Annotated in this window: 19 protein-coding genes; 9 read left to right on the top strand and 10 right to left on the bottom strand. The window is 70.8% G+C overall.

Annotated features, from left to right (window positions below; genetic code table 11):
- Positions 1 to 44 precede the first annotated feature (44 nt).
- The 4 genes from QQY66_RS32205 to QQY66_RS32190 all read right to left on the bottom strand — a co-directional run bounded on the left by QQY66_RS32205 (position 45) and on the right by QQY66_RS32190 (position 5,783).
- Positions 45 to 1,322: a hypothetical protein gene (locus QQY66_RS32205; protein WP_301983818.1), complete on the bottom strand. Its 1,278-nt coding sequence runs from the start codon at positions 1,320 to 1,322 to the stop codon at positions 45 to 47.
- Positions 1,319 to 3,031, bottom strand: coding sequence for a DUF3492 domain-containing protein (locus tag QQY66_RS32200; protein WP_301983817.1), 1,713 nt, complete (start codon positions 3,029 to 3,031; stop codon positions 1,319 to 1,321). The genes QQY66_RS32205 and QQY66_RS32200 overlap by 4 nt, the downstream gene beginning before the upstream one ends.
- Before the next feature lie 245 nt (positions 3,032 to 3,276).
- Entirely contained in the window at positions 3,277 to 4,776 is a 1,500-nt protein-coding gene (locus tag QQY66_RS32195; RefSeq protein WP_301983816.1) for a DUF3152 domain-containing protein, read from the bottom strand.
- An 8-nt stretch (positions 4,777 to 4,784) separates the two neighbouring features.
- Positions 4,785 to 5,783 carry an alpha/beta fold hydrolase gene (locus tag QQY66_RS32190; RefSeq protein ID WP_301983815.1) on the bottom strand — a complete coding sequence of 333 codons (999 nt, stop codon included), beginning with the start codon at positions 5,781 to 5,783 and terminating at the stop codon, positions 4,785 to 4,787.
- A gap of 258 nt (positions 5,784 to 6,041) precedes the next feature.
- Here QQY66_RS32190 and QQY66_RS32185 point away from each other — a divergent pair, with 258 nt between their 5' ends.
- The 4 genes from QQY66_RS32185 to QQY66_RS32170 all read left to right on the top strand — a co-directional run bounded on the left by QQY66_RS32185 (position 6,042) and on the right by QQY66_RS32170 (position 7,925).
- A complete protein-coding gene (locus tag QQY66_RS32185) occupies positions 6,042 to 6,263 on the top strand; it encodes a hypothetical protein (RefSeq protein WP_301983814.1) in 222 nt (73 codons plus the stop codon).
- A gap of 171 nt (positions 6,264 to 6,434) precedes the next feature.
- Positions 6,435 to 7,076, top strand: a complete 642-nt coding sequence (locus QQY66_RS32180; protein WP_147993574.1) for a TetR/AcrR family transcriptional regulator — start codon at positions 6,435 to 6,437, stop codon at positions 7,074 to 7,076.
- A 170-nt stretch (positions 7,077 to 7,246) separates the two neighbouring features.
- Positions 7,247 to 7,474: a DUF3107 domain-containing protein gene (locus QQY66_RS32175; protein ID WP_210577227.1), complete on the top strand. Its 228-nt coding sequence runs from the start codon at positions 7,247 to 7,249 to the stop codon at positions 7,472 to 7,474.
- Positions 7,475 to 7,655: 181 nt separating this feature from the next.
- Positions 7,656 to 7,925, top strand: a complete 270-nt coding sequence (locus QQY66_RS32170) for a hypothetical protein (protein WP_301987565.1) — start codon at positions 7,656 to 7,658, stop codon at positions 7,923 to 7,925.
- A 113-nt stretch (positions 7,926 to 8,038) separates the two neighbouring features.
- On the opposite strand, the gene QQY66_RS32165 is transcribed toward QQY66_RS32170, so the two are convergent.
- Positions 8,039 to 8,794, bottom strand: a complete 756-nt coding sequence (locus tag QQY66_RS32165; protein ID WP_210577226.1) for a ferritin-like domain-containing protein — start codon at positions 8,792 to 8,794, stop codon at positions 8,039 to 8,041.
- A gap of 505 nt (positions 8,795 to 9,299) precedes the next feature.
- On the opposite strand from QQY66_RS32165, the gene QQY66_RS32160 reads away from it, so the two are divergent.
- Together QQY66_RS32160 and QQY66_RS32155 are read left to right on the top strand one after the other, a co-directional pair.
- Positions 9,300 to 11,651 carry a DEAD/DEAH box helicase gene (locus tag QQY66_RS32160; RefSeq protein WP_301983813.1) on the top strand — a complete coding sequence of 784 codons (2,352 nt, stop codon included), beginning with the start codon at positions 9,300 to 9,302 and terminating at the stop codon, positions 11,649 to 11,651.
- Positions 11,652 to 11,778: 127 nt separating this feature from the next.
- Positions 11,779 to 12,657 (top strand): alpha/beta fold hydrolase, encoded by an 879-nt coding sequence (locus QQY66_RS32155; RefSeq protein WP_301983812.1) that lies wholly within the window; start codon positions 11,779 to 11,781, stop codon positions 12,655 to 12,657.
- Here QQY66_RS32155 and QQY66_RS32150 read toward each other — a convergent pair.
- Positions 12,654 to 13,547, bottom strand: coding sequence for an NYN domain-containing protein (locus tag QQY66_RS32150; protein ID WP_301983811.1), 894 nt, complete (start codon positions 13,545 to 13,547; stop codon positions 12,654 to 12,656). The genes QQY66_RS32155 and QQY66_RS32150 overlap by 4 nt on opposite strands.
- A 192-nt stretch (positions 13,548 to 13,739) precedes the next feature.
- On the opposite strand from QQY66_RS32150, the gene QQY66_RS32145 reads away from it, so the two are divergent.
- A complete protein-coding gene (locus QQY66_RS32145) occupies positions 13,740 to 13,892 on the top strand; it encodes a hypothetical protein (protein WP_301983810.1) in 153 nt (50 codons plus the stop codon).
- A gap of 79 nt (positions 13,893 to 13,971) precedes the next feature.
- Here QQY66_RS32145 and QQY66_RS32140 read toward each other — a convergent pair whose 3' ends face one another.
- The 4 genes from QQY66_RS32140 to QQY66_RS32125 all read right to left on the bottom strand — a co-directional run bounded on the left by QQY66_RS32140 (position 13,972) and on the right by QQY66_RS32125 (position 17,009).
- Positions 13,972 to 14,577: a MarC family protein gene (locus QQY66_RS32140; RefSeq protein WP_301983809.1), complete on the bottom strand. Its 606-nt coding sequence runs from the start codon at positions 14,575 to 14,577 to the stop codon at positions 13,972 to 13,974.
- Between the two features lie 48 nt (positions 14,578 to 14,625).
- Positions 14,626 to 15,486 carry a PHP domain-containing protein gene (locus QQY66_RS32135; protein ID WP_301983808.1) on the bottom strand — a complete coding sequence of 287 codons (861 nt, stop codon included), beginning with the start codon at positions 15,484 to 15,486 and terminating at the stop codon, positions 14,626 to 14,628.
- A gap of 146 nt (positions 15,487 to 15,632) precedes the next feature.
- Positions 15,633 to 16,274, bottom strand: coding sequence for a DUF6758 family protein (locus tag QQY66_RS32130; RefSeq protein WP_301983807.1), 642 nt, complete (start codon positions 16,272 to 16,274; stop codon positions 15,633 to 15,635).
- Between the two features lie 150 nt (positions 16,275 to 16,424).
- Positions 16,425 to 17,009 carry a suppressor of fused domain protein gene (locus QQY66_RS32125; protein ID WP_301983806.1) on the bottom strand — a complete coding sequence of 195 codons (585 nt, stop codon included), beginning with the start codon at positions 17,007 to 17,009 and terminating at the stop codon, positions 16,425 to 16,427.
- Positions 17,010 to 17,475: 466 nt separating this feature from the next.
- On the opposite strand from QQY66_RS32125, the gene QQY66_RS32120 reads away from it, so the two are divergent.
- Positions 17,476 to 18,591, top strand: coding sequence for a magnesium and cobalt transport protein CorA (locus QQY66_RS32120; RefSeq protein ID WP_301983805.1), 1,116 nt, complete (start codon positions 17,476 to 17,478; stop codon positions 18,589 to 18,591).
- Positions 18,592 to 18,614: 23 nt separating this feature from the next.
- Complete coding sequence (locus tag QQY66_RS32115) at positions 18,615 to 19,127, top strand: hypothetical protein (RefSeq protein ID WP_301983804.1); 513 nt, start codon at positions 18,615 to 18,617, stop codon at positions 19,125 to 19,127.

Here is a 19,127-nt window from a genome sequence, read left to right as displayed (position 1 = left end):
CCGCTGTCGCGTCGTGTGTCATGGCGACTCGTCCGGTGCGCGTCTCATGGCGACCCGTCCGATCGCGCGTGGGCCGACGCCCTCGTCAGCCGGCGGTTCGCGTGGAGCAGGAGGGTCAGGGCGGCGGCTCCGCAGGCGAGGGCGGGGACGCTGCCGGGGCCCCAGGTCTCGACGAGCGTGTCGACCGGGGTGGCCAGGAAGCCGCAGCCGGGGAGGCGGCCCGCGAAGACCGTGGCCAGGGCCGCTCCTTCGACGGTCGCCGTCGCGATGAGGACGACCGCGGGGGCGTGCGTGAAGCCGTGGGCGGTGAGGAGGCGGGCCAGGAACAGGAGGGCGCCCAGGGCGACGGTCTGGGCGTAGGGCGCGGGCTCGTCGAGGGCGGCGCCGGTCAGGGCGAGGAGGGCGGTCAGGAGGCACAGGAACAGGGCGAACGTGCCGCACAGCAGGGGGCGTACGGAGGAGGTGAACTCGTTCAGGCCACGGCTGGCCGTCAGTTTGCGGCGGGCTCGCGCGGCGAAGAGGTGGGCGCTCCACGCCGCGGGGGCGCAGGCCAGGGCGAGGGCGAGGACCGGTGCGGTGGCGAGGGGCCAGGGGCCGCCGTCCGTGGTGCCGGTGGGCAGGCCGTCGGGTCCTCCGGCCACGGCCGCGCGGAGCAGTCCGTCGCCGAGGACGGCGTATGCCACCAGCCACCAGGTCCAGGGGCCGCTGCCGGGCTCGGGCGTGCGGCTCTTCGGGGCGAGCGGGCCGCGGGACAGGGCCGCGCGGATGCCCAGGGCCACGGCCAGGACGCCCACGGCCGCCGTGATCAGGCGTGGTTGGCCGTGGGTGAGGCGCAGGCCGGTCAGCGTGGCAGCGCACAGTGCGCCCGGCAGCAGGGTGAGCAGCGCCCAGTCGGCTCGGAGCCGGAGGGCCGTCGGCGGCGTGGGGCGGTGGGTTGTCTCGCCGTCGCGCGGGACGCGGGCGTACATCTCCTCCGCCAGCGAGAAGACGTCCCGGTGGCGGAAGCGGGACGCGGTGCGGTCGGTGACGCCGTGGGCCTCCAGACCCGCCGCGATCTCCAGGGGATCCACGGCGCGTTCGCACAGCTCACGGTGACGGTGCATCAGTGCCTTCACCGGATCCGCGGCAGCGGCACGGCGGCCGGGAACGCGGGCAGGGGCAGTGTCGGGAGCGGGCTTGTCGGGCTCTGCCTCGCTCTGTGCGTGCGGCTGCCCGTCATCGCTCAAGCACGCGGCTCCCGACAGCCACTCCTCCGAGCGCGTGTCCCACGCTCCGGCGCCGGCCGGTGTGCCGGGGCGGTCCAGTTCGCCCAGGTCGCTCATCGTGCTCCCTCCGTCGCGGGTACGGGGCCGCCCCCGCGTACCGGCCGTCCCGTCGCCCAGCCGGGGCCGCCGCGGGCCGCCACGCGGGCCGCCGGGTCGGTCCAGCGGCCGGGGACGTGGGCTTCGGCGGGGACACCGAACGGCAGGGGTTCTCCGGTGTCGTCGAGCACGACTCGGCGGACCGGGCACTGCGAGACGATCTCCAGATAAATGCCGTGGAATGCCGCGGTGTTCTGCTCGACCGTGAAGAGTTCGAGCGCCCGGGCGCGAGCGGCGGCGCCCAGGCGTGCACGGCGCTCGGGGTCGCGCAGCAGCGCCACGCACGCGTCGGCGAGCGCCCGCGGATTGCGCGGCGGCACGACCAGTCCGGTGCCGCCGATGACCTCCACGACGGCGCCGACGTCGGTGGACACCGTGGCGCGACCGCAGAACATGGCCTCGACGAGGCCGATCGGGAAGCCCTCGACGACGCTGGACAGAACGGCCACCGCTCCCCCGGCGTACGCCTCGGCGAGCGTCGGGGCCTCGGGGCCGCCGATCTCCTCGAAGGTCACCGGGTTGCGGCCGACCGCGTGCGGGCCCTCCGCCTCGTCCGGGAAGAGCTGGGCGGCGAGTGCCTTGCAGTGGGCCAGGTAGGCCGTGCCCTCGGCGCCCGATGGGGTGCCGATGATCCGCAGCCGGGTCTTCGGTTCCTCCTTGCGCACCTCCGCGAAGGCGTGCAGCAGGGAGACCAGGTCCTTGGTGGGTTCGATCCGGCCGACCCAGACCAGGGTGTCCGGATCCACGCACTCCGGCGCCTCGCCCACCTCCGTGAAACGGGCGGCCTCCATGCCCGGGTAGACCGTGCGCAGCTTCTCGCGATCGGCGCCGCAGCGCTCCTGCCAGCGGCGGGCGTGCGAGTTGCCGGGCGTGATGACGGCTGCCCGGCGGTAGATCTCGGCGGCGAGCCGACCGTGGAAGGCCGCGAGCAGGGCCCGTACGGCGGGTGCCGCGTCGCCGGCGGTCAGATAGTGCGTGCGCAGTTGTACGCCGTACTCGGTCACCAGCAGCGGTACGCCCGAGAAGTGGCGGGCGACCAGCCCGGGCAGGGCGGCCGGGCCGCCGGACGCCGCGTGGCACAGGTCGACCGAGCCGAGCCCGTCGTCCTCGTACCAGTCGAGCGACAAGGGGCGCAGGGCGCGTTCCAGGTGCGCGGCGACGGTGAGGAGCTCGGGTACGCGCACCTCCCGCACCGTGCCCAGGGCGCCGCGCGCGCGACAGGCGCGTTCGAGAGCGCGCACGGCGGTCTCGGAGCGGAGCGCTCCCATCAGGCCGCCTTCGTCGCGGGCGAGTTCAGCGAGCCCGTACAACGCGCTGCCGAAACGGTCCGCCTCAGAGGTGGTCCCTGCCTCAGGGGTGGCCTCCGCCCCGATGCCTCCCGTCGCACACAGGGCAGCCGCCAACTCGCCGTAGCAGTCGGCGAAACGCCGCCGCGCCCGCCGCCCGTACCGGACACCGTCGTCCTCGGCCGTCCACAGCGGCGCCGTCCGTACCCGGCCGACCTGCGACGGCAGCGGCACCCAGCCCTCGTCCTCCTGGTGTGCACTGCGGCTGAGCGCGTAGACATCGAACTCGTGCTGCTCGAGCCCGCGCACGAGCCGGTCGCACCAGAGCCTGGCGTCACCGCTCACATACGGATAGCCACCCTCCGTAAGCAGTCCGATGCGCACAAGTGCACCCCCGATCTCCCGTATGGGGAGCCGCCGTTGACTCGACGGCTCGCAGCGGGAAGAACGTATGCGGACAAGGCGGTGCCGCGACGGACGGTTGTCCATCACGCCACCAAAAGGGGTGAACGGTCGTAACTTTCCCGCGCGGATCGCGTTCGATCGCGCTAAGAGATCAAGCAGTTACGCTTCGTTAGATCGCGACCAACTCCCGTCCGGCCACGGCCGGCTCACGCCTGATCGCTCTGTCAACTCCCGGGATACGGCCAGGGGTTGGCCCGGCAGCGGATCCCGTCGTGGTCGAGGAACTTGGTCTGCTGCTGCATGACCGGGGCGAGGTCGCCGTTCTTGTCACAGGTGACGTGGCCGTAGCCGAGCCGGTGGCCGATCTCATGGTTGATCAGCATTTGGCGGTACGCGTACATCTGATCGCCGTATGTCTCCGCCCCCTGCGCCCAGCGATACGCGTTGATCATCACGCGTTCCGTCGACGCCGAGTCGCAGGACACGTTGTCCTCGGTCGTGTCCAGACCGGACTTGGCGCACCACTCGGCGGTGGTGCCGGGGCTGGCGAGCGTGATCACGAAGTCGGGCTTGCCGGAGTAGATGCGCTCGAAGGTACGGGCGCCCCTGTGGGCCCAGCTCCGGTCGTCGTTGAGCGTCTGCTGCACGGCCTGCGCGAAGAGTTCACCGTCGAGCCCGAGCCCCTGCTCCACGTCCACGCGGTAGGTGTACTTCTGTCCCGTGCCCGGCGCCTTGTCGATACCGGCGACCGCGTCGAACGTGCCGGAGCCGTCGAGCGTGGCGCTGAGCGGGTACTTCCGGTCCATCTTCTGCGCATACGTCAGCGTCGCCTCGCTCGGCGGCGGGGAGGGCGTCGGCCGCCCGTCCGCGCGCGACGCACCGTCACGGGCGTCCCGGGCCTGGTCGGTGGCGGACTGCGACTGCACGTCGTCGTCGCGCCCCCCGATGACCTGGCCGGCCACGACGACGGCCAGCACGGTCGTGACCGCGAGGGCCGCGATCCCCGCGAAGGTCCGCCCCTTGCCGCCCTTGGCCTGTGCGGGCACGCCGGTGGGCGGCGCGTCGTCGGCGTCGGCCTCGGTGTCGTTCGCGATACCGGTCGCCGCGGCGGACCATTCGGTGACGGAGGCATACGGGTCGGAGGCGGGCGTACGGCGTGAGAAGACGTCGACGTTCTCGCCGAAGGCGTCGACGTACTCCTGGCGCGGCTCGCCTGGAGGCGCCTGCCGCTGTCGCGGTATCGAGGCGCCCGGCCCGGCCGCAGCCCCGTACCCGCCCCCACCGCGCCCCCTCGGCTCACCCCAGCCCTGGCCGGGTTCCCGCTGCTCGGGGTGGCCACCCCGGACTTGGGGGACCCCACGCGCGGGCGTGCCGTCGGCGTAACGGGGGGTGCCGTGAGCGGGAGTGCCGTCGGGAAGCCGCGGGGTGCCATGGGCAGGCGTACCGTCGGGAAGCCGCGGGAAACCATGCGCGGGAGTTCCGTCGGGAAGCCTCGGAAAGCCATGGGCCGGCGTGCCGTCGGGAACCCTGGGAACTCCCCGAGCCGGTGCCCCCTCCGCAAGCCTCGGAAAGCCATGCGCCGGCGTCCCGTCAGGAAGCCTCGGTGCACCCAGAGGAGAGGAACCGTCAGGAACCCTCGGCGCACTCCGAGGCGCCGGAGTGCCGTCGGAATCACCCTTGACCGCGCCCTTGGGCGCAGATCCGCGCCGACTGTGGCGTCCCACCTCGCCCCTCAGCTCCCCGCGGTCTCGACGGCGGTCCCCGTGACGGCACTCAACTCACCGCTGTCGGCGAGGAGTTCCTGGAAGGCCCGCGCCACCACCTCGGGGTACTCCATCATGGCCACGTGTCCGGCGTCCGGCAAGGACACCAGCCGGGAGGAGCGGAAGGAACGGGCCGCCCTCTGGCTCATGCGGTAGCCGACGAGCTGGTCCCGGCCGCCGTATATGAGAAGGGTCGGCGCGAGGACGCGCTCGGCCTGGCGCCACAGCCCGTGCTGGCCGCCCAGCGTGTACGCGTTGACGATCCCGCGCGCGGAGCGCGCCAACGCGTCCCAGAAGTACGGCAGTTGCAGCCGCCGTGCCATCTCCTCCACGGCGTTGTCGAACTCCTCGGGCGTCACGCGCCCGCGATCGCCGTAGCAGAGCGCCATCACCCCGCGCACCCGCTGCTCCGCGGACCAGTCCCTGCTGTACCGGGTGAACAGGGCCGCCACACCGGGCAGCGCCAGCAGGGCCGTCGGGACGGCGGTGGGCTGGATACGCAGTTCCGGAAGCGCGGGCGACACGAGCGTGAGCGTACGGACCAGATCGGGGCGCACGGCGGCGACGCGGGTGGTGACCGCGCCGCCGAGCGAGTTGCCGAAGAGGTGCACGGGCCCGCGCCCGGAGGAGTCGAGATAACGGATCACCGCGCGGGCATGGGCGGTGATGGAGTAGTCGCCGTCGTCCGGTGGCGGGGAATCGCCGAAGCCCGGCAGATCGAGGGCCTCGCTGTCGACATGCGCATCGAGCAGCTGCATGAACCCCGACCAGTTCTGCGAGGAACCGCCCAGTCCATGGACGTACAGCGCGGGCGGCAGACCTGCGCGGGCCGCGGGCCTCGACCGGACCGTCAGCGTGATTCCCGGCAGCCGCACCGACCTGAGCCGCTCGCCCTCCGCGACCCTGACGGGCGCCACTTTCGGGAGCGCACTGCTGGCCGGTGCGGACGGAAGCTCGGTCGAAGACATGCAGCAATGTTACGAGACGATCACGCAGTGGTTCACGTGTTCGCCATCACAAGCCCCGCGCGAATCACGGGAGCCTGTGCCCTGCCACGCGCGAATCAGGACAATCATCCCCCCCCGCTCCCCCCGCGCGGACGCACCGCGTCACGATCCGGACGCGGATCGCATAGCGTCCGGATCGGGTGTCTCCTAGGCTCGTACAGAGGGCACCCGCATGTGGCCCCTGCTTTCCCAGGGACGTTCGTAGGAAGGGAGCCCGTCATGGCCGTAGACCCGACCGATCCCGACACCTTCGAGGAGATCGAGGAGAGCGACGAGGAGATCGACGTCGAGGCCCCGGAAGGCGATGCCGCCGAGCAGCAGGCCGATGTCGCGCCGGATCGCGACGACTCGCTGAACGGCGTGGAGCCGGACCGCGCCAGCGAGGCGGATCTGCTGGAACAGGCCCGCGTGGTGTCACTGGACGAGGACGACTACCGGTGAGCAGCAATGAGGCGGCACAATGCCCGACCCACCCCTGTTTGAAACCCTTCACACCGCTTTCGTAGCCGTCCGGTCCGTGAAATTCTGCGCTCGCACCGCGCACACCACGGTTACCGAAAAGTACGATGGCCGCGCGGCGCACACCGCAAGTGGACGACTTTGGGAGGCGGCGTGACAGCCATCGAGCAGACAGAGGCGGCACGCCCGAGGGGCACGCGCCTGCCGCGCCGGGCCCGGCGGAACCAGTTGCTGGGCGCCGCCCAGGAAGTCTTCGTGGCACAGGGCTACCACGCGGCCGCGATGGACGACATCGCCGAGCGCGCCGGCGTCAGCAAGCCGGTGCTCTACCAGCACTTCCCGGGCAAGCTCGACCTCTACCTCGCCCTGCTGGACCAGCACTGCGAGTCCCTGATCCAGGCCGTACGCCACGCGCTCGCGTCGACGACCGACAACAAGCAGCGCGTACGGGCGACGATGGACGCGTACTTCGCGTACGTCGAGGACGACGGCGGCGCCTTCCGCCTGGTCTTCGAGTCCGACCTGACGAACGAGCCCGCGGTGCGCGAGCGCGTCGACAAGGTCACCAACGAGTGCGCCGAGGCGATCTGCGACGTCATCGCCGAGGACACCGGCCTCTCGCGCGCCGAGTCGATGCTGCTCGCCTCCGGTCTCGGCGGCCTCGCCCAAGTGGTGGCACGCTCCTGGCTGCACAGCGACCGCAGCGTCCCGCGCGACCAGGCGGTCCAGCTGCTGACCTCACTGGCCTGGCGGGGCATCGCCGGCTTCCCGCTGCACGGCAGCGAGCACCACTGACCGCCGTACGGCACCAAGGCACCGAGGCACCATGACCGTCCGTTTGTTCCCGCCCGCTGTTCGCTCCTGGCGTTCCCCTGCGCAACGTGTACATCCCCTCACCGGGCTAATGTGTGCTGCGTACGGCGCGGAAGGTCGCGCACTTAACTGACCGTCGGAGGGACATAGCCGTGGAGGTCAAGATCGGCGTGCAGCACGCGCCCCGCGAGATCGTTCTGGAGAGCGGTCAGAGTGCCGAGGAGGTCGAGCGGGCGGTGTCCGACGCGCTGGCCGGCAAGTCGGCGCTGCTGAGCCTCGTGGACGAGCACGGCCGCAAGGTCCTGGTCCCGGCGGACCGCCTCGCCTACGTCGAGCTCGGCGAGCCGGCGCCGCGCAAGGTGGGCTTCGGCGCGCTGTAGTCACGTGTGAAGGAAAGGGCCCGGCGGTCGCTCGACTGCCGGGCCCTTCCCTGTCCCCTGGCCGATTTCCTTCACGGGCGGAGCACATATCGAGCACACGCGAGGATTGCATTCCGCAGGTCACGGGTATGACGGGCTACGTCCGTGGTGCGCAGGCAGGCCGTGTGGGAGGGACCCCGTGATGATCTTGGAAGCGCTCGGCTCCGCAGTGCTCGGCCTCGCACTGGCCTGGGCCGCGATGCACCGCCTCTCGCACCGCCTCCCCGCCCGCTCCCTGGTCCTCCCGACCGGCGCAGCAGGCGCCCTCTTCGGCGCCTTCCTCACCCACAGCGCCCTGGACGCAGGCAACGTCCTCCTGATCCTGACCGGCGCGACAACCGTCTCCGCAGCGTCCCTGTCCCTGCTGGTGCGCCCCACGGGAAAACTGAGGCGACAGTCAGCAACGGCGTAGACCCTGACTGACAACGCCGTCCAGGCAAGCGCCCCGAAAGGGGCGCGGGGAACTGCGCGACAAGCCCCCACCGGCCGCAGCCGCGAATCAACAGAAGCACCCCCCACGGAGCGCTACGCCGCCAACCCCAACGCAGCCATCCGCTTCGTATGCGCCTCAGTGATCCGCGAGAACATCCTCCCGACCTCAGCGAGATCGAACCCGTCGGCAACCCCACCCACCAGCATCGTCGACAACGCATCCCGGTCGGCCACCACCCGCTGGGACTGCGACAGCGCCTCGCCCATCAGCCGCCGCGCCCACAGCGCGAGCCGCCCACCCACCCGCGGATCCGCATCGATCGCCGCCCGCACCTTCTCCACGGCGAACCCGGCGTGCCCGGTGTCGTCCAGCACAGCCAGGACGAGTTCACGCGTGTCCGCGTCGAGCCGCGCGGCAACCTCACGGTAGAAGTCGCTGGCGATCGAGTCGCCGACGTACGCCTTGACCAGCCCCTCCAGCCAGTCCGAAGGCGCCGTCTGCTTATGGAAGCCGTCCAGCGCGGCGACGAACGGCTCCATGGCCCGAGTCGGCTCCTCACCGATCTCCGTGAGCCGGTCGCGCAACCGCTCGAAGTGGTGGAACTCGGCCGACGCCATCTTCGCCAGCTCCGCCTTGTCCGCCAGCGTCGGCGCCAGCTTGGCGTCCTCCGCCAGCCGCTCGAACGCGGCCAGCTCCCCATAGGCGAGCGCGCCGAGCAGGTCGACGACCGCGGCGCGGTACTGCGGGTCGGCGGCGGCCTTCGCCCAGTCCTGGGCGGCGACTCCGGTGGCTTCGGCGGGGGCGTCGGAGGCGTTGTCAGGCTTGTCAGAGGTCGTCATGAAGCGCACAATAGCCCGCTCGCCGCACTAAGGAAGTCCCTGGTCAGTCACTGTGACGACGACTACGTGAAGTGGTGTGACGACAACAACGTGACCTAATCGGCCATCGCATGTGCGCGTTTCCGGGGTATGGTGGTAATGCGCCTGCTGAGTACATCGACGTAGCTCGACGGTTACTCGACAGGCCGCACGTATGAGGATGCCCGGTCGGTGGCCCGATCGGCTCCGACCAGACAGCTCTCCACGGCCGTACGGCACTCTGCGTACAAAGCCTGGAGGGACCCTCAGCGGTTCGAGCGCTAGAGCGTCGGCAGAGGTCTCCCGTGCCATACGGCTCGCCGTACGGCAGCCGACGTCCCCGGCACGGTCTGACACGACCCCCGCGCTCGCCTCGCGCCGCGTACACAGAAGAGGCAGCACCCTGACTACTACTTTCCGAGAGCTCGGCATCCTTCCCGAGACCGCCGAGGCCCTTGAAGCCGTCGGCATCATCAACCCCTTCCCCATCCAGGAGATGACGCTCCCCGTCGCCCTCTCGGGCACCGACGTCATCGGCCAGGCCAAGACCGGCACCGGCAAGACGCTGGGCTTCGGCCTTCCGCTTCTCGAGCGCGTCACCGTCCCCGCCGACGTCGAGGCGGGCCGCGCCAAGCCCGAGGCCCTCACCGACGCCCCGCAGGCACTCGTCGTGGTCCCCACGCGCGAGCTGTGCACCCAGGTGACGAACGACCTGCTGACCGCGGGCAAGGTGCGCAACGTCCGGGTGCTCGCCATCTACGGCGGCCGGGCGTACGAGCCTCAGGTCGAGGCCCTCAAGAAGGGCATCGACGTCGTCGTCGGCACCCCGGGCCGGCTGCTCGACCTCGCGGGCCAGAAGAAGCTCAACCTCAAGCACATCAAGGCGCTCGTCCTCGACGAGGCCGACGAGATGCTCGACCTGGGCTTCCTGCCCGACGTCGAGAAGATCATCAACATGCTGCCGGCCCGTCGTCAGACGATGCTGTTCTCGGCGACCATGCCGGGCGCGGTCATCGGTCTCGCGCGCCGCTACATGTCGCAGCCCACGCACATCCGCGCCACCGCGCCGGACGACGAGGGCCAGACGGTCCGCAACACCGCGCAGTTCGTCTACCGCGCGCACAACATGGACAAGCCGGAGATGGTCTCGCGGATACTGCAGGCCGACGGCCGCGGTCTCGTGATGGTCTTCTGCCGCACCAAGCGGACGGCGGCGGACCTCGCCGACCAGCTGCAGCAGCGCGGCTTCGCCTCCGGCGCGGTCCACGGCGACCTCGGCCAGGGCGCCCGCGAGCAGGCGCTGCGGGCGTTCCGCAACGGCAAGGTGGACGTGCTCGTCTGCACCGACGTGGCCGCGCGCGGCATCGACGTCGAGGGCGTGACGCACGTCATCAACTACCAGTCCCCCGAGGACGAGAAGACGTACCTGCACCGCATCGGCCGTACGGGCCGCGCTGGCGCCAAGGGCATCGCGATCACCCTCGTCGACTGGGACGACATCCCGCGCTGGCAGCTGATCAACAAGGCGCTGGAGCTGAACTTCAACGACCCGGCGGAGACGTACTCCAGCTCCCCGCACTTCTTCGAGGAGCTGAACATCCCCGCGGGCACCAAGGGTGTCCTGCCGCGCTCGGAGCGCACGCGCGCCGGGCTCGCGGCGGAGGAGGTCGAGGACCTCGGCGAGACGGGCGGACGTGGCGGTCCGCGCGGCCGTGGTGGTCGTGGCGGCCGGGACGAATCCCGCTCCGCCGACCGTGAGCGCCCGGCCCGTACGCCGCGTCGCCGCCGCCGTACGCGCGGCGGGTCCGAACTGGACGAGACGGCTCCCAGCGGTACGGCCCCCACGACGGACACCCCGTCGGAGACCACCGCGGAGGACGTGACCTCTCCCCGCACCCCGCGCCGGCGTCGCCGCACCCGCGGCGGAGCGGCGGAGCCGGTGACGACGGCCACGGAGCCGACCACCGAGCCCGCGGCAACCGCCGTAGCGACCACGGAGGGCCCCGCCCTGGACGCCCCCGAGGCCCCGGCCAAGCCGCGCCGCCGCCGTACGCGCAAGTCGACGGAGCCGGCGACGGCCACCGAGGACACGCAGGCCGCGTCCGCCGTGCAGGTGTCGGAGACCCCGGCGGCTGCCGAGGCCCCCGAGACCGAGGCTCCCGCCCCGCGCCGCCGCACCCGCAAGGCCACGGCCGCCGCGGAGACCGCGGTCGACACGGCGGAGAGCGCGGAGGAGCCCAAGCCCCGGCGCACCCGCAAGAAGACGGCCGCCGCCGAGGTGGCGACCGACACGGCCGAGGCCACGGAGGCCAAGCCGCGCCGTACGCGCAAGGCTGCCGCCACCACCGAGGCACCGGAGTCCACCGAGGCGAAGCCGCGCCGGGCGCGGAAGACGGCGGCCGAGACCGCGGTCGACACCGCCGACGGCACGGAGGAAGCCAAGCCCAAGGTCCGCCGCACCCGTAAGACCACGGCCGCCGCCGAAGCAGCGGTCGACACGGCCGAAGGCACGGAGGCCAAGCCGCGCCGTACGCGCAAGGCTGCCGCCACCACCGAGGCGCCGGAAGCCACGGAGCCCAAGCCGCGCCGCACCCGCAAGGCCACGGCCGCGGTCGACGCCGTCGACGGCACGGAGGAAGCCAAGCCCAAGGTCCGCCGTACCCGCAAGGCCGCCGCCACCGTCGAGACAGCGGAGATTCCGGCGCAGGCCACGCAGGAGCCGGAGGCTGCCGCTCCGCGCCGCCGTACCCGCAAGGCCACGGCGGCCACCGAGGCGCCGGAGACCACGGAGCCGAAGCCGCGCCGCACGCGTAAGGCCACGGCCGCCGCGGAGCCCGCGGAGGGCTGATAGCGCACCCTGATGGCCCGGTCCCACCTCGCGTGGGCCGGGCCATCGGCGTTCTTACGCACCGTCGGCCCGACAACGACCGGGAACCGGGCACCGACGTCGCCGCCCCACCCGATAGCCTCACCTCGTGACCAGCTCAGCGCCCGTTCCCCCGCCGCCCGGCGCCCGCCTCCACCGCCTGCACACGGCCCGTGGCGACTTCGCCGTCGTCGACTCGCCGGTGCCCTCAGGCGTCGAGCCGAGGGGCGTCGTGCTGATGGTTCCCGGCTTCACGGGCAGCAAGGAGGACTTCACGCTGCTGCATGAGCCGCTGAACGCGCGCGGTTACCGGGTCGTGGCCGTCGACGGGCGCGGACAGCACGAGTCCGACGGCCCGGAGCACGATGAATCGGCCTACGCGCAGGACGAGTTGGCGAAGGACGTGCTCGCACAGGCCGCGGCACTCGGCACGCCCCTGCATCTCTTCGGGCACTCCCTCGGCGGCCTGATCGCCCGCGCCGCCGTCCTCCTCGACCACTCGCCCTTCCGCTCGCTCACCCTGATGTCCTCGGGTCCCGCCGAGGTCTCCGATTCCCAGAAGCAGCGCATCAAGCTGCTGCGGGACACGCTCGCGGTGCTGACGATGCCCGAGGTGTGGGAGGCGATCCTGGCCATGGGCCCCCCGGAGGAGGTCGGCGGCCCGGCCCGCGGAATCGGCGACCTGGGCCAGCTCCAGCGCCGCTGGCTGGGCAACAAACCCGCCCAGCTCATCGCGACGGGCCGCCAGTTGTGCACCGAGCCGGACCGAGTCGCCGAACTCGCCGCCGTCCCGCTCCCGTTCCATGTGCTGTCGGGTTCCCGCGACGACGCGTGGCCCGTGACGCTCCTCGACGACATGGCCGTACGGCTGAAGGCGCGCCGCTCGGTCGTGGCCGGTGCGGAGCACTCGCCCAACATGGACCAGCCGCTCCCCACGGCCCACGCCCTCGCGGACTTCTGGGACGACGCCGGCCAGGACCTGAGCTAGTAAAGCGTCTGCAGGTGCTCCCAGAAGCCGTCGCGCAGCGCCCGCCGCAGGTCCGCCTGGCCGCGCAGCGAGTACTGCAGCAGGCCCTCCGCCTCCACCAGCAGGTCCTGGTCCACGGACCCCGGCAGATACGGATGCCCGGGCAGCAGCTCCACCAGCGACTCCCTGCCGCGCGCCGCCAGCCACTTCGCGGCGATCTGCGCGCCGACGAAGCGCACGTCCTCGCGGGTGGGCCGGGTCCCCATGGCGTCGTAGGCGGGGGCGGTGCGCCGGGCGACGTACGGCTTGAAGAAGTCGAGGTCGAAGGTGCGCTGGCTGTCGACCTCCCAGAGCAGCGGCTCCGCCTGGTTGCGGCCCTCCGGTGCCTCGATGCCCCACAGGTGCACCCGCGCGCCGTACCCCTGCGCCGCCTCCACGGCCGACACCAGGTCCTCGTCGCCGCCGAGCAGGGCCGCGTCGCTGATCGCGCGGTGCCGGGCGAGTGACTCCAGGTCGGAGCGGATGAGGGAATCGACGCCCTTCTGCTGGTTGTTGGCGTTGAGATTGCCCAACCGCACCTTGACGTCCGGGAGTTCGGCGATGGACTGCTGCTCGGCGGTGTGGATACGGCGCCGGGCACCGTCATACCAGTAGACCCGCAGCAGCCGGCTGTCCGCGAAGATCGTGCGGGCCTTGTCGATGAGCGCGTCGATCAGTCCCTCGGCGTCGAGGTCGAAGGCGCGCCGGTCCTCGGTTCCGGCGACGAGCCGACCCGCGGCCGCATACAGATACCCGGCGTCGACGAAGATCGCATGGGTCGATGGCGTCTTCGCCACCTCGGCGAGCATGCGCTGGAGCAGCTCATTGGTGCGGTCGATACGGGCGCCGAGCGCCGCGAGGTCGTCGTTCATCGCCTCCATTGTCCCGGCGGTCACGCTGTGAACACAACCGGTCCCAAAGGGTCTCCGAAGTCTCCTGTACCCGACAGTAGTTAGCCGTTCGAAAAATTTCCTTAGCGTAGGGAATGTTTGTAACACGCAGCTCGTTGACTACACACGTACAGCAATTCTCCTCAGGAGGATGACCAGACGAAGGGAGAAGCCATGCGCTTCGAGATCATGCGACTCGACGACGTCGACGGCACACCCGTGGACACCACCGTTGTGGACGCCGCCTCCGTCAAGCGGATCGTTCAGCAGGCCGCCGCCATAGGCCAGCGGCTGTGGATCCGTCCGGCCGACACCACGGCCTCGTAACAGACGCGGATCACCGCAGAAGCTTCAGAGCCCCTGCCCGGCACCGACGCCGGGCGGGGGCTCTGCGCTTGCACGGGGTTCAGCTCCCCTGGATCACCTGGGTGACCCCGTTGATGATCTGCTGCACGGCGATCGCGGAGAGCATCATTCCCGCGAGCCGTGTCACCAGGACCACGCCGCCGTCCTTGATGACCCGGATGATCAGCAGCGAGTACCGCATCACCAGCCACAGCACGACGTGGATGGCCAGGATCGCCACCCACACCGACACCTGCGTGGCGACACTGTCGGCCTTCTGCACGGCGAGGATGACGGAGACGATCGCACCGGGCCCGGCGAGCAGCGGCATGCCCAGCGGTACGAGCGCCACGTTCACGTCCTTGGTCTGCTTCGGCTCGTCCGTCTTTCCGGTGAGCAGGTCGAGCGCGATCAGCAGAAGCAGCAGCCCGCCCGCGATCATCAGCGCGGGGACGGAGACATGCAGATAGTCGAGGATCTGATGCCCCAGCAGCCCGAACACGGTGATCACAGCGCCGGCGACACAGACGGCCTGGAAGGCCATCCGCTTCTGCACCTTCGCCGGACGGCCGGAGGTCAGCGCCAGGAAGATCGGGGTGATCCCAGGGGGATCCATGATGACGAAAAGGGTGAGGAAGAGAGAGCCGAAGACAGCGACGTCGAACATGGGTGAGCCTTGCGAGAGAGTGGGTGACTGGTCAGCGGGGGTTGAGCTTCAGCCCGCTCCGCCGGCCCCCGGCACCGGGAACGCCCCGGTCGCCCGCCGCGTGATCTCCCCGTACACCTCGGGATCCGTCGTGTACTCGCCGAGCAGGACGGTCTTCCGGCTGCCGTGGTAATCGCTGGAGCCGGTGGTCAGCAGCCCCAGTTCCTTCCCCAGCCCTCGTAGCCGCTCACGCGTCTCCGGGTCGTGGTCCATGTGGTCGACCTCGATGCCGTCGAGGCCCGCGGCGGCCATCTCGGCGATCGCGGACTCCGGCACGGTGCGCCCCCGCTTGCTGGCCGCCGGATGCGCGAACACCGCGACCCCGCCCGCTGCCTTGATCAGCCGGATCGCCTCGAAGGGGTCGGTCTCGTGCTTCTCGACGAACGCCCGCCCGCCGTCCGCCAGCCAGTCCTGCGTGAAGGCGTCCCCCACGGTCGGCACGACGCCCAGCTCCACCAGCGCGGAGGCGACATGTGGCCGCCCCACGGACCCGCCACCGGCGATCCGCTCGACCTGCTCCCACGTCACCGCCACACCCAGCTCGTTCAGCTTCCCGATCATGCCCTTGGCCCGCGGCACCCGATCGTCCCGCACCAGCTCACGCTCGGCCAGCAGCGCCGGCTCCTCGGGATCGAACAGATAGGCCAGCATGTGCATGCTGATCCCGTCGATACGACAGGACAGCTCGGCCCCGGTGACAAGCGTCAGCCCCTCCGGCAGCGCGGCGATCGCCTCGGCGTGCCCACGGGTCGTGTCGTGATCGGTCAGCGCGACAACATCCAGTCCAGCCGCGGCGGCATTGCGCACCAGCTCAGCTGGGGTATCCGTACCGTCGGAAGCAGTGGAGTGGGTGTGCAGATCTATTCGCACGACGCAAAACACTCCAAGCGGGACGGCACCAAGGGGGACACCCAACAATAACGGCTGCTGGGCCCACCCAGGGGCGCGGGGAACTACGCGACAAGCCCCAACGAACCCGCAGCCGCCGACGATCAGCAGCCCCGAGCTACTGGGCGCTACGGCTCCAGCAAGCGCGGCGACAACGCACCGCAGGGAACCAAGTCCACCTCAGCCCCCGCATCCCGCAAATCCGTAAGCACCAGCTCGTCATACATCAGCAGCCCCGACTGCTCGGGCCACACCACCGCCCACAGCCACAACCCCCGCGCCTCACCGGCGAAAACCGCACGGTCGTCGGGCGACCCGGCGACATGCCACAACGGCGTAGGCCGCCCCGCGGCCAGCACCTTCGCCTGCGGCGGCTTCTCGACGTTCATGTACGGCCCCGGGTCGGGCCCGTCGATCCCCGCATATCGCGCACCGAGTCCGACACCAAGCTCCTCGGCGACCAGAATCAACTCGCCCATACCGCCGAGCGGCCCCGGCCCCGAGCACGCCACCGCCGTCGCACGCCCCCCGCTGCGGTCGTCGCCCGCACAGCCCACACCGGTGAACAGCCAGCCGACCGGGAGCGGCCACGGCATCCACACGGGTACCTGCGTGCGGTGCACCACGACACTGAGGGCCTCGACGCTGGGCGGGATCACGGGCTGCAGCGGATGCACGGTGCCGTGCACATCGCACTGCCAGGAATCGGCGAAGAGTCCGGGAGCCCTGACCCGGCCACCGCACTTCGGGCAACTGGGTTCGCCCCTCATAGGGCCCCACGGTCCTACCCCTGCTCCGCCACGTCAAGGACGATCACCCGTCCGGCCGGAGTGCCTGACCGGGCGTAACCAGATGCGCCTCACATTAATTAGCCGAGCCAACCAACTGTATGCGGTTGGTGAGATGGGTCACTCGGGCGGTCAGTCCAGCGGGACGGACCTGCGGGACGGATCCCGCAGGTCCGTTCCGTTCGTCAGCCAACGCTCCTGGAGGGCCTGGGCGCCGTGCACGCGCTTCCAGGCGGCCTCGTTCGGCGTCATGGGGAGCAGCGGCAGGAACTGGACGGGGTCCATCGGCTCATCGAGGTCCAGGTCCTCGACCAGGCCGCCCGGCTCGGCGACCAGGACCGAGGTGAAAGGGGCGCCGGGCCAGAGGGGATCGCCGACGTCCAGGGACGCACCGGGAGCCACGATCAGACCCTCCACCTGCGGAGAGGCGGCGAGGACGGCGAGCGGGCGGAGCACCTTGTCGGTGTCGGCGAGCCCGGATCGTACGGAGAGGACCAGCTCGGCGCGAGGGCCCTTGACCGGGTCGGCGAGGACCGCGGTGGGGTCCGTCATGGGGTGCGCGGACATACCCAGCGTGGCGTAGCGGACGATGTCGTCCTGCTGGAAACGCAGCACCTCGATGCGGTCGGTACCGAGGAAGGTGACCGCGGCGCGGGCGTCCGGTTCGCCCAGCGCGGTGCGCAACCGGGCCTCGACCAGAGGAAGAACATCAACCATGCGGTGAGCATAGAACTCGTCAGGACCGGGCAAACGAGCACCTTGACACTTCAGTCGGCTGATACTCTTGCCCGTGGTTCGGGGCAGCACGCTGCGGCGTCGCGATCGAGTCCCGACGCCGACGACACTCCCTTACGAGGGACCGGCCGGAGGAGGTGGGGCTGCAATGGATCGAAGTCGACCGTGCAGTAGCACCCGCTCTTCCCGCCGCTGACGTAGCCGCTCTGCTTCTCTAGCCGGCCGCCACCTCTCGCACGTTCTTCACCGCGGAAGAGCCTTCGTTTCGTATTGCCTGATCTGTCTGTCCCGCAGCAGTAGCTGAATCAGTAGCGAAGCTCACCACCGCGATGGTGCGGTGCTCCCCGCTTTGTGGACGTGCCAAACATGTGAAGTCAGGACGTCCCCATTCCGGGTAGTTCCACCCCTCGTCGGAGCCTTTCGCTGCCTGTCCGCGAAGGAGCCTGCCATGTCGATGATCCGCGACCTGCGTGCCGCCGTCCGTCCGTCCCGTCCGTCGCTCCGCAAGGACACCGCCGGGTACGACACGACGCGCGACCCGTCGACGCCCTCGGCCGTGGTCGACTGCGCCATCTACCGCGACGGCGCCCGCCTCCAGACCCCGACGCCGCTCACCCCGCACGAGGCGATGCGCCAGGTGCGGCGCGACGGGGGCTTCGTCTGGATCGGGCTGCACGAGCCCACCGAAGCCGAATTCTCCGGGATCGCAAGCGAGTTCGGGCTGCACCCGCTGGCCGTCGAGGACGCCGTCCAGGCCCATCAGCGGCCCAAGCTGGAGCGCTACGACGACTCCCTGTTCACCGTCTTCAAGACCATCCACTACATCGAGCACGACCAACTCACCGCCAGCAGCGAGATCGTGGAGACCGGCGAGGTCATGTGCTTCACCGGACGGGACTTCTTCATCACCGTCCGGCACGGCGGACAGGGCTCGCTGCGGGCACTGCGGCACCGGCTGCAGGACGACCCCGAGCTGCTCGCCAAGGGCCCCTCGGCGGTGCTGCACGCGATCGCCGACCACGTCGTCGACGGGTATGTCGCGGTCGCCGACGCAGTGCAGGACGACATCGACGAGGTCGAGACCGAGGTCTTCTCGCCGGGGCGCAAGGGCACCCCGCGCGGCACGGACGCCGGGCGGATCTACCAACTCAAGCGTGAGGTGCTGGAGTTCAAGCGTGCCGTAGCGCCGCTGCTGCGTCCCATGCTGCTGCTCAGCGAGCGGCCGATGCGGTTGATCGACCCCGACATCCAGAAGTACTTCCGGGACGTCGCCGACCACCTGGCCCGGGTGCAGGAGCAGGTCGTCGGCTTCGACGAGCTGCTCAACTCGATCCTCCAGGCCAACCTCGCGCAGGCGTCCGTCGCGCAGAACGAGGACATGCGGAAGATCACGTCCTGGGCGGCCATCATCGCCGTACCGACGATGGTGTGTGGTGTGTACGGCATGAACTTCGAGTACATGCCCGAGCTGCACTGGAAGTTCGGCTACCCGATGGTCCTGACCATCACCGTCGCCATCTGCTTCGGCATCCACCGCACCCTGAAGCGCAACGGCTGGCTGTGAGGGTCGCTGGCTAGGCTGGGCTCATGACACGTGAGCTGCTCGAGCAGGCCCTCGTCGAGGAGGCCACCAAGAAGTCCGGGCTCATCTGGGTCAAGGGGCCCGGCGGACCGGTCCGTGCGCTGTGGCATGTGTGGCACGAGGGCGCGGCCTGTCTGATCGGCGACGGGCCGGGCGAGCAGCCGCTGCCGGGGCTGGCCGACGGGGCCGCCGCCGAAGTGACCGTCCGCAGCAAGGACAAGGGCGGTCGGCTGGTCTCCTGGGCGGCGAAGGTCGTCGAGCTGTCGCCGGGATCCGAGCAGTGGGACGCCACGGTCGCCGAGCTCAAGGGCAAGCGGCTGAACGCACCCGACGGAGAGGCGATGCCGGAGCGGTGGGCTCGGGAGTGTCGCGTGGTGCGGCTGGAACCGACGGGGACGATTGCGCCCTTGCCTGCTGACCGGTTGGCCGAGCCACCGCTGCCGACGTCGGCGACGACACGTGAGCCGATTCCTGCGGGACTGCCGAAGTTGCTGATGAAGAAGCGTCGGCGCAAGTAA

It is taken from the genome of Streptomyces sp. DG2A-72 (assembly GCF_030499575.1).
GTDB lineage: Bacteria > Actinomycetota > Actinomycetes > Streptomycetales > Streptomycetaceae > Streptomyces.
This window is presented reverse-complemented; position numbering and strand designations above follow the sequence as displayed.

Excerpts from the sequence above, each read along its gene's own strand:
- QQY66_RS32125 (WP_301983806.1), bottom strand. The coding sequence starts at position 17,009 with ATGGTTGATGTTCTTCCTCTGGTCGAGGCCCGGTTGCGCACCGCGCTG.
- QQY66_RS32145 (WP_301983810.1), top strand. The coding sequence starts at position 13,740 with ATGCGCTTCGAGATCATGCGACTCGACGACGTCGACGGCACACCCGTG.
- QQY66_RS32185 (WP_301983814.1), top strand. The coding sequence starts at position 6,042 with ATGGCCGTAGACCCGACCGATCCCGACACCTTCGAGGAGATCGAGGAG.
- QQY66_RS32130 (WP_301983807.1), bottom strand. The coding sequence starts at position 16,274 with ATGAGGGGCGAACCCAGTTGCCCGAAGTGCGGTGGCCGGGTCAGGGCT.
- QQY66_RS32205 (WP_301983818.1), bottom strand. The coding sequence starts at position 1,322 with ATGAGCGACCTGGGCGAACTGGACCGCCCCGGCACACCGGCCGGCGCC.
- QQY66_RS32190 (WP_301983815.1), bottom strand. The coding sequence starts at position 5,783 with ATGTCTTCGACCGAGCTTCCGTCCGCACCGGCCAGCAGTGCGCTCCCG.
- QQY66_RS32115 (WP_301983804.1), top strand. The coding sequence starts at position 18,615 with ATGACACGTGAGCTGCTCGAGCAGGCCCTCGTCGAGGAGGCCACCAAG.
- QQY66_RS32120 (WP_301983805.1), top strand. The coding sequence starts at position 17,476 with ATGTCGATGATCCGCGACCTGCGTGCCGCCGTCCGTCCGTCCCGTCCG.
- QQY66_RS32150 (WP_301983811.1), bottom strand. The coding sequence starts at position 13,547 with ATGAACGACGACCTCGCGGCGCTCGGCGCCCGTATCGACCGCACCAAT.
- QQY66_RS32140 (WP_301983809.1), bottom strand. The coding sequence starts at position 14,577 with ATGTTCGACGTCGCTGTCTTCGGCTCTCTCTTCCTCACCCTTTTCGTC.
- QQY66_RS32160 (WP_301983813.1), top strand. The coding sequence starts at position 9,300 with ATGACGCTCCCCGTCGCCCTCTCGGGCACCGACGTCATCGGCCAGGCC.
- QQY66_RS32170 (WP_301987565.1), top strand. The coding sequence starts at position 7,656 with ATGATCTTGGAAGCGCTCGGCTCCGCAGTGCTCGGCCTCGCACTGGCC.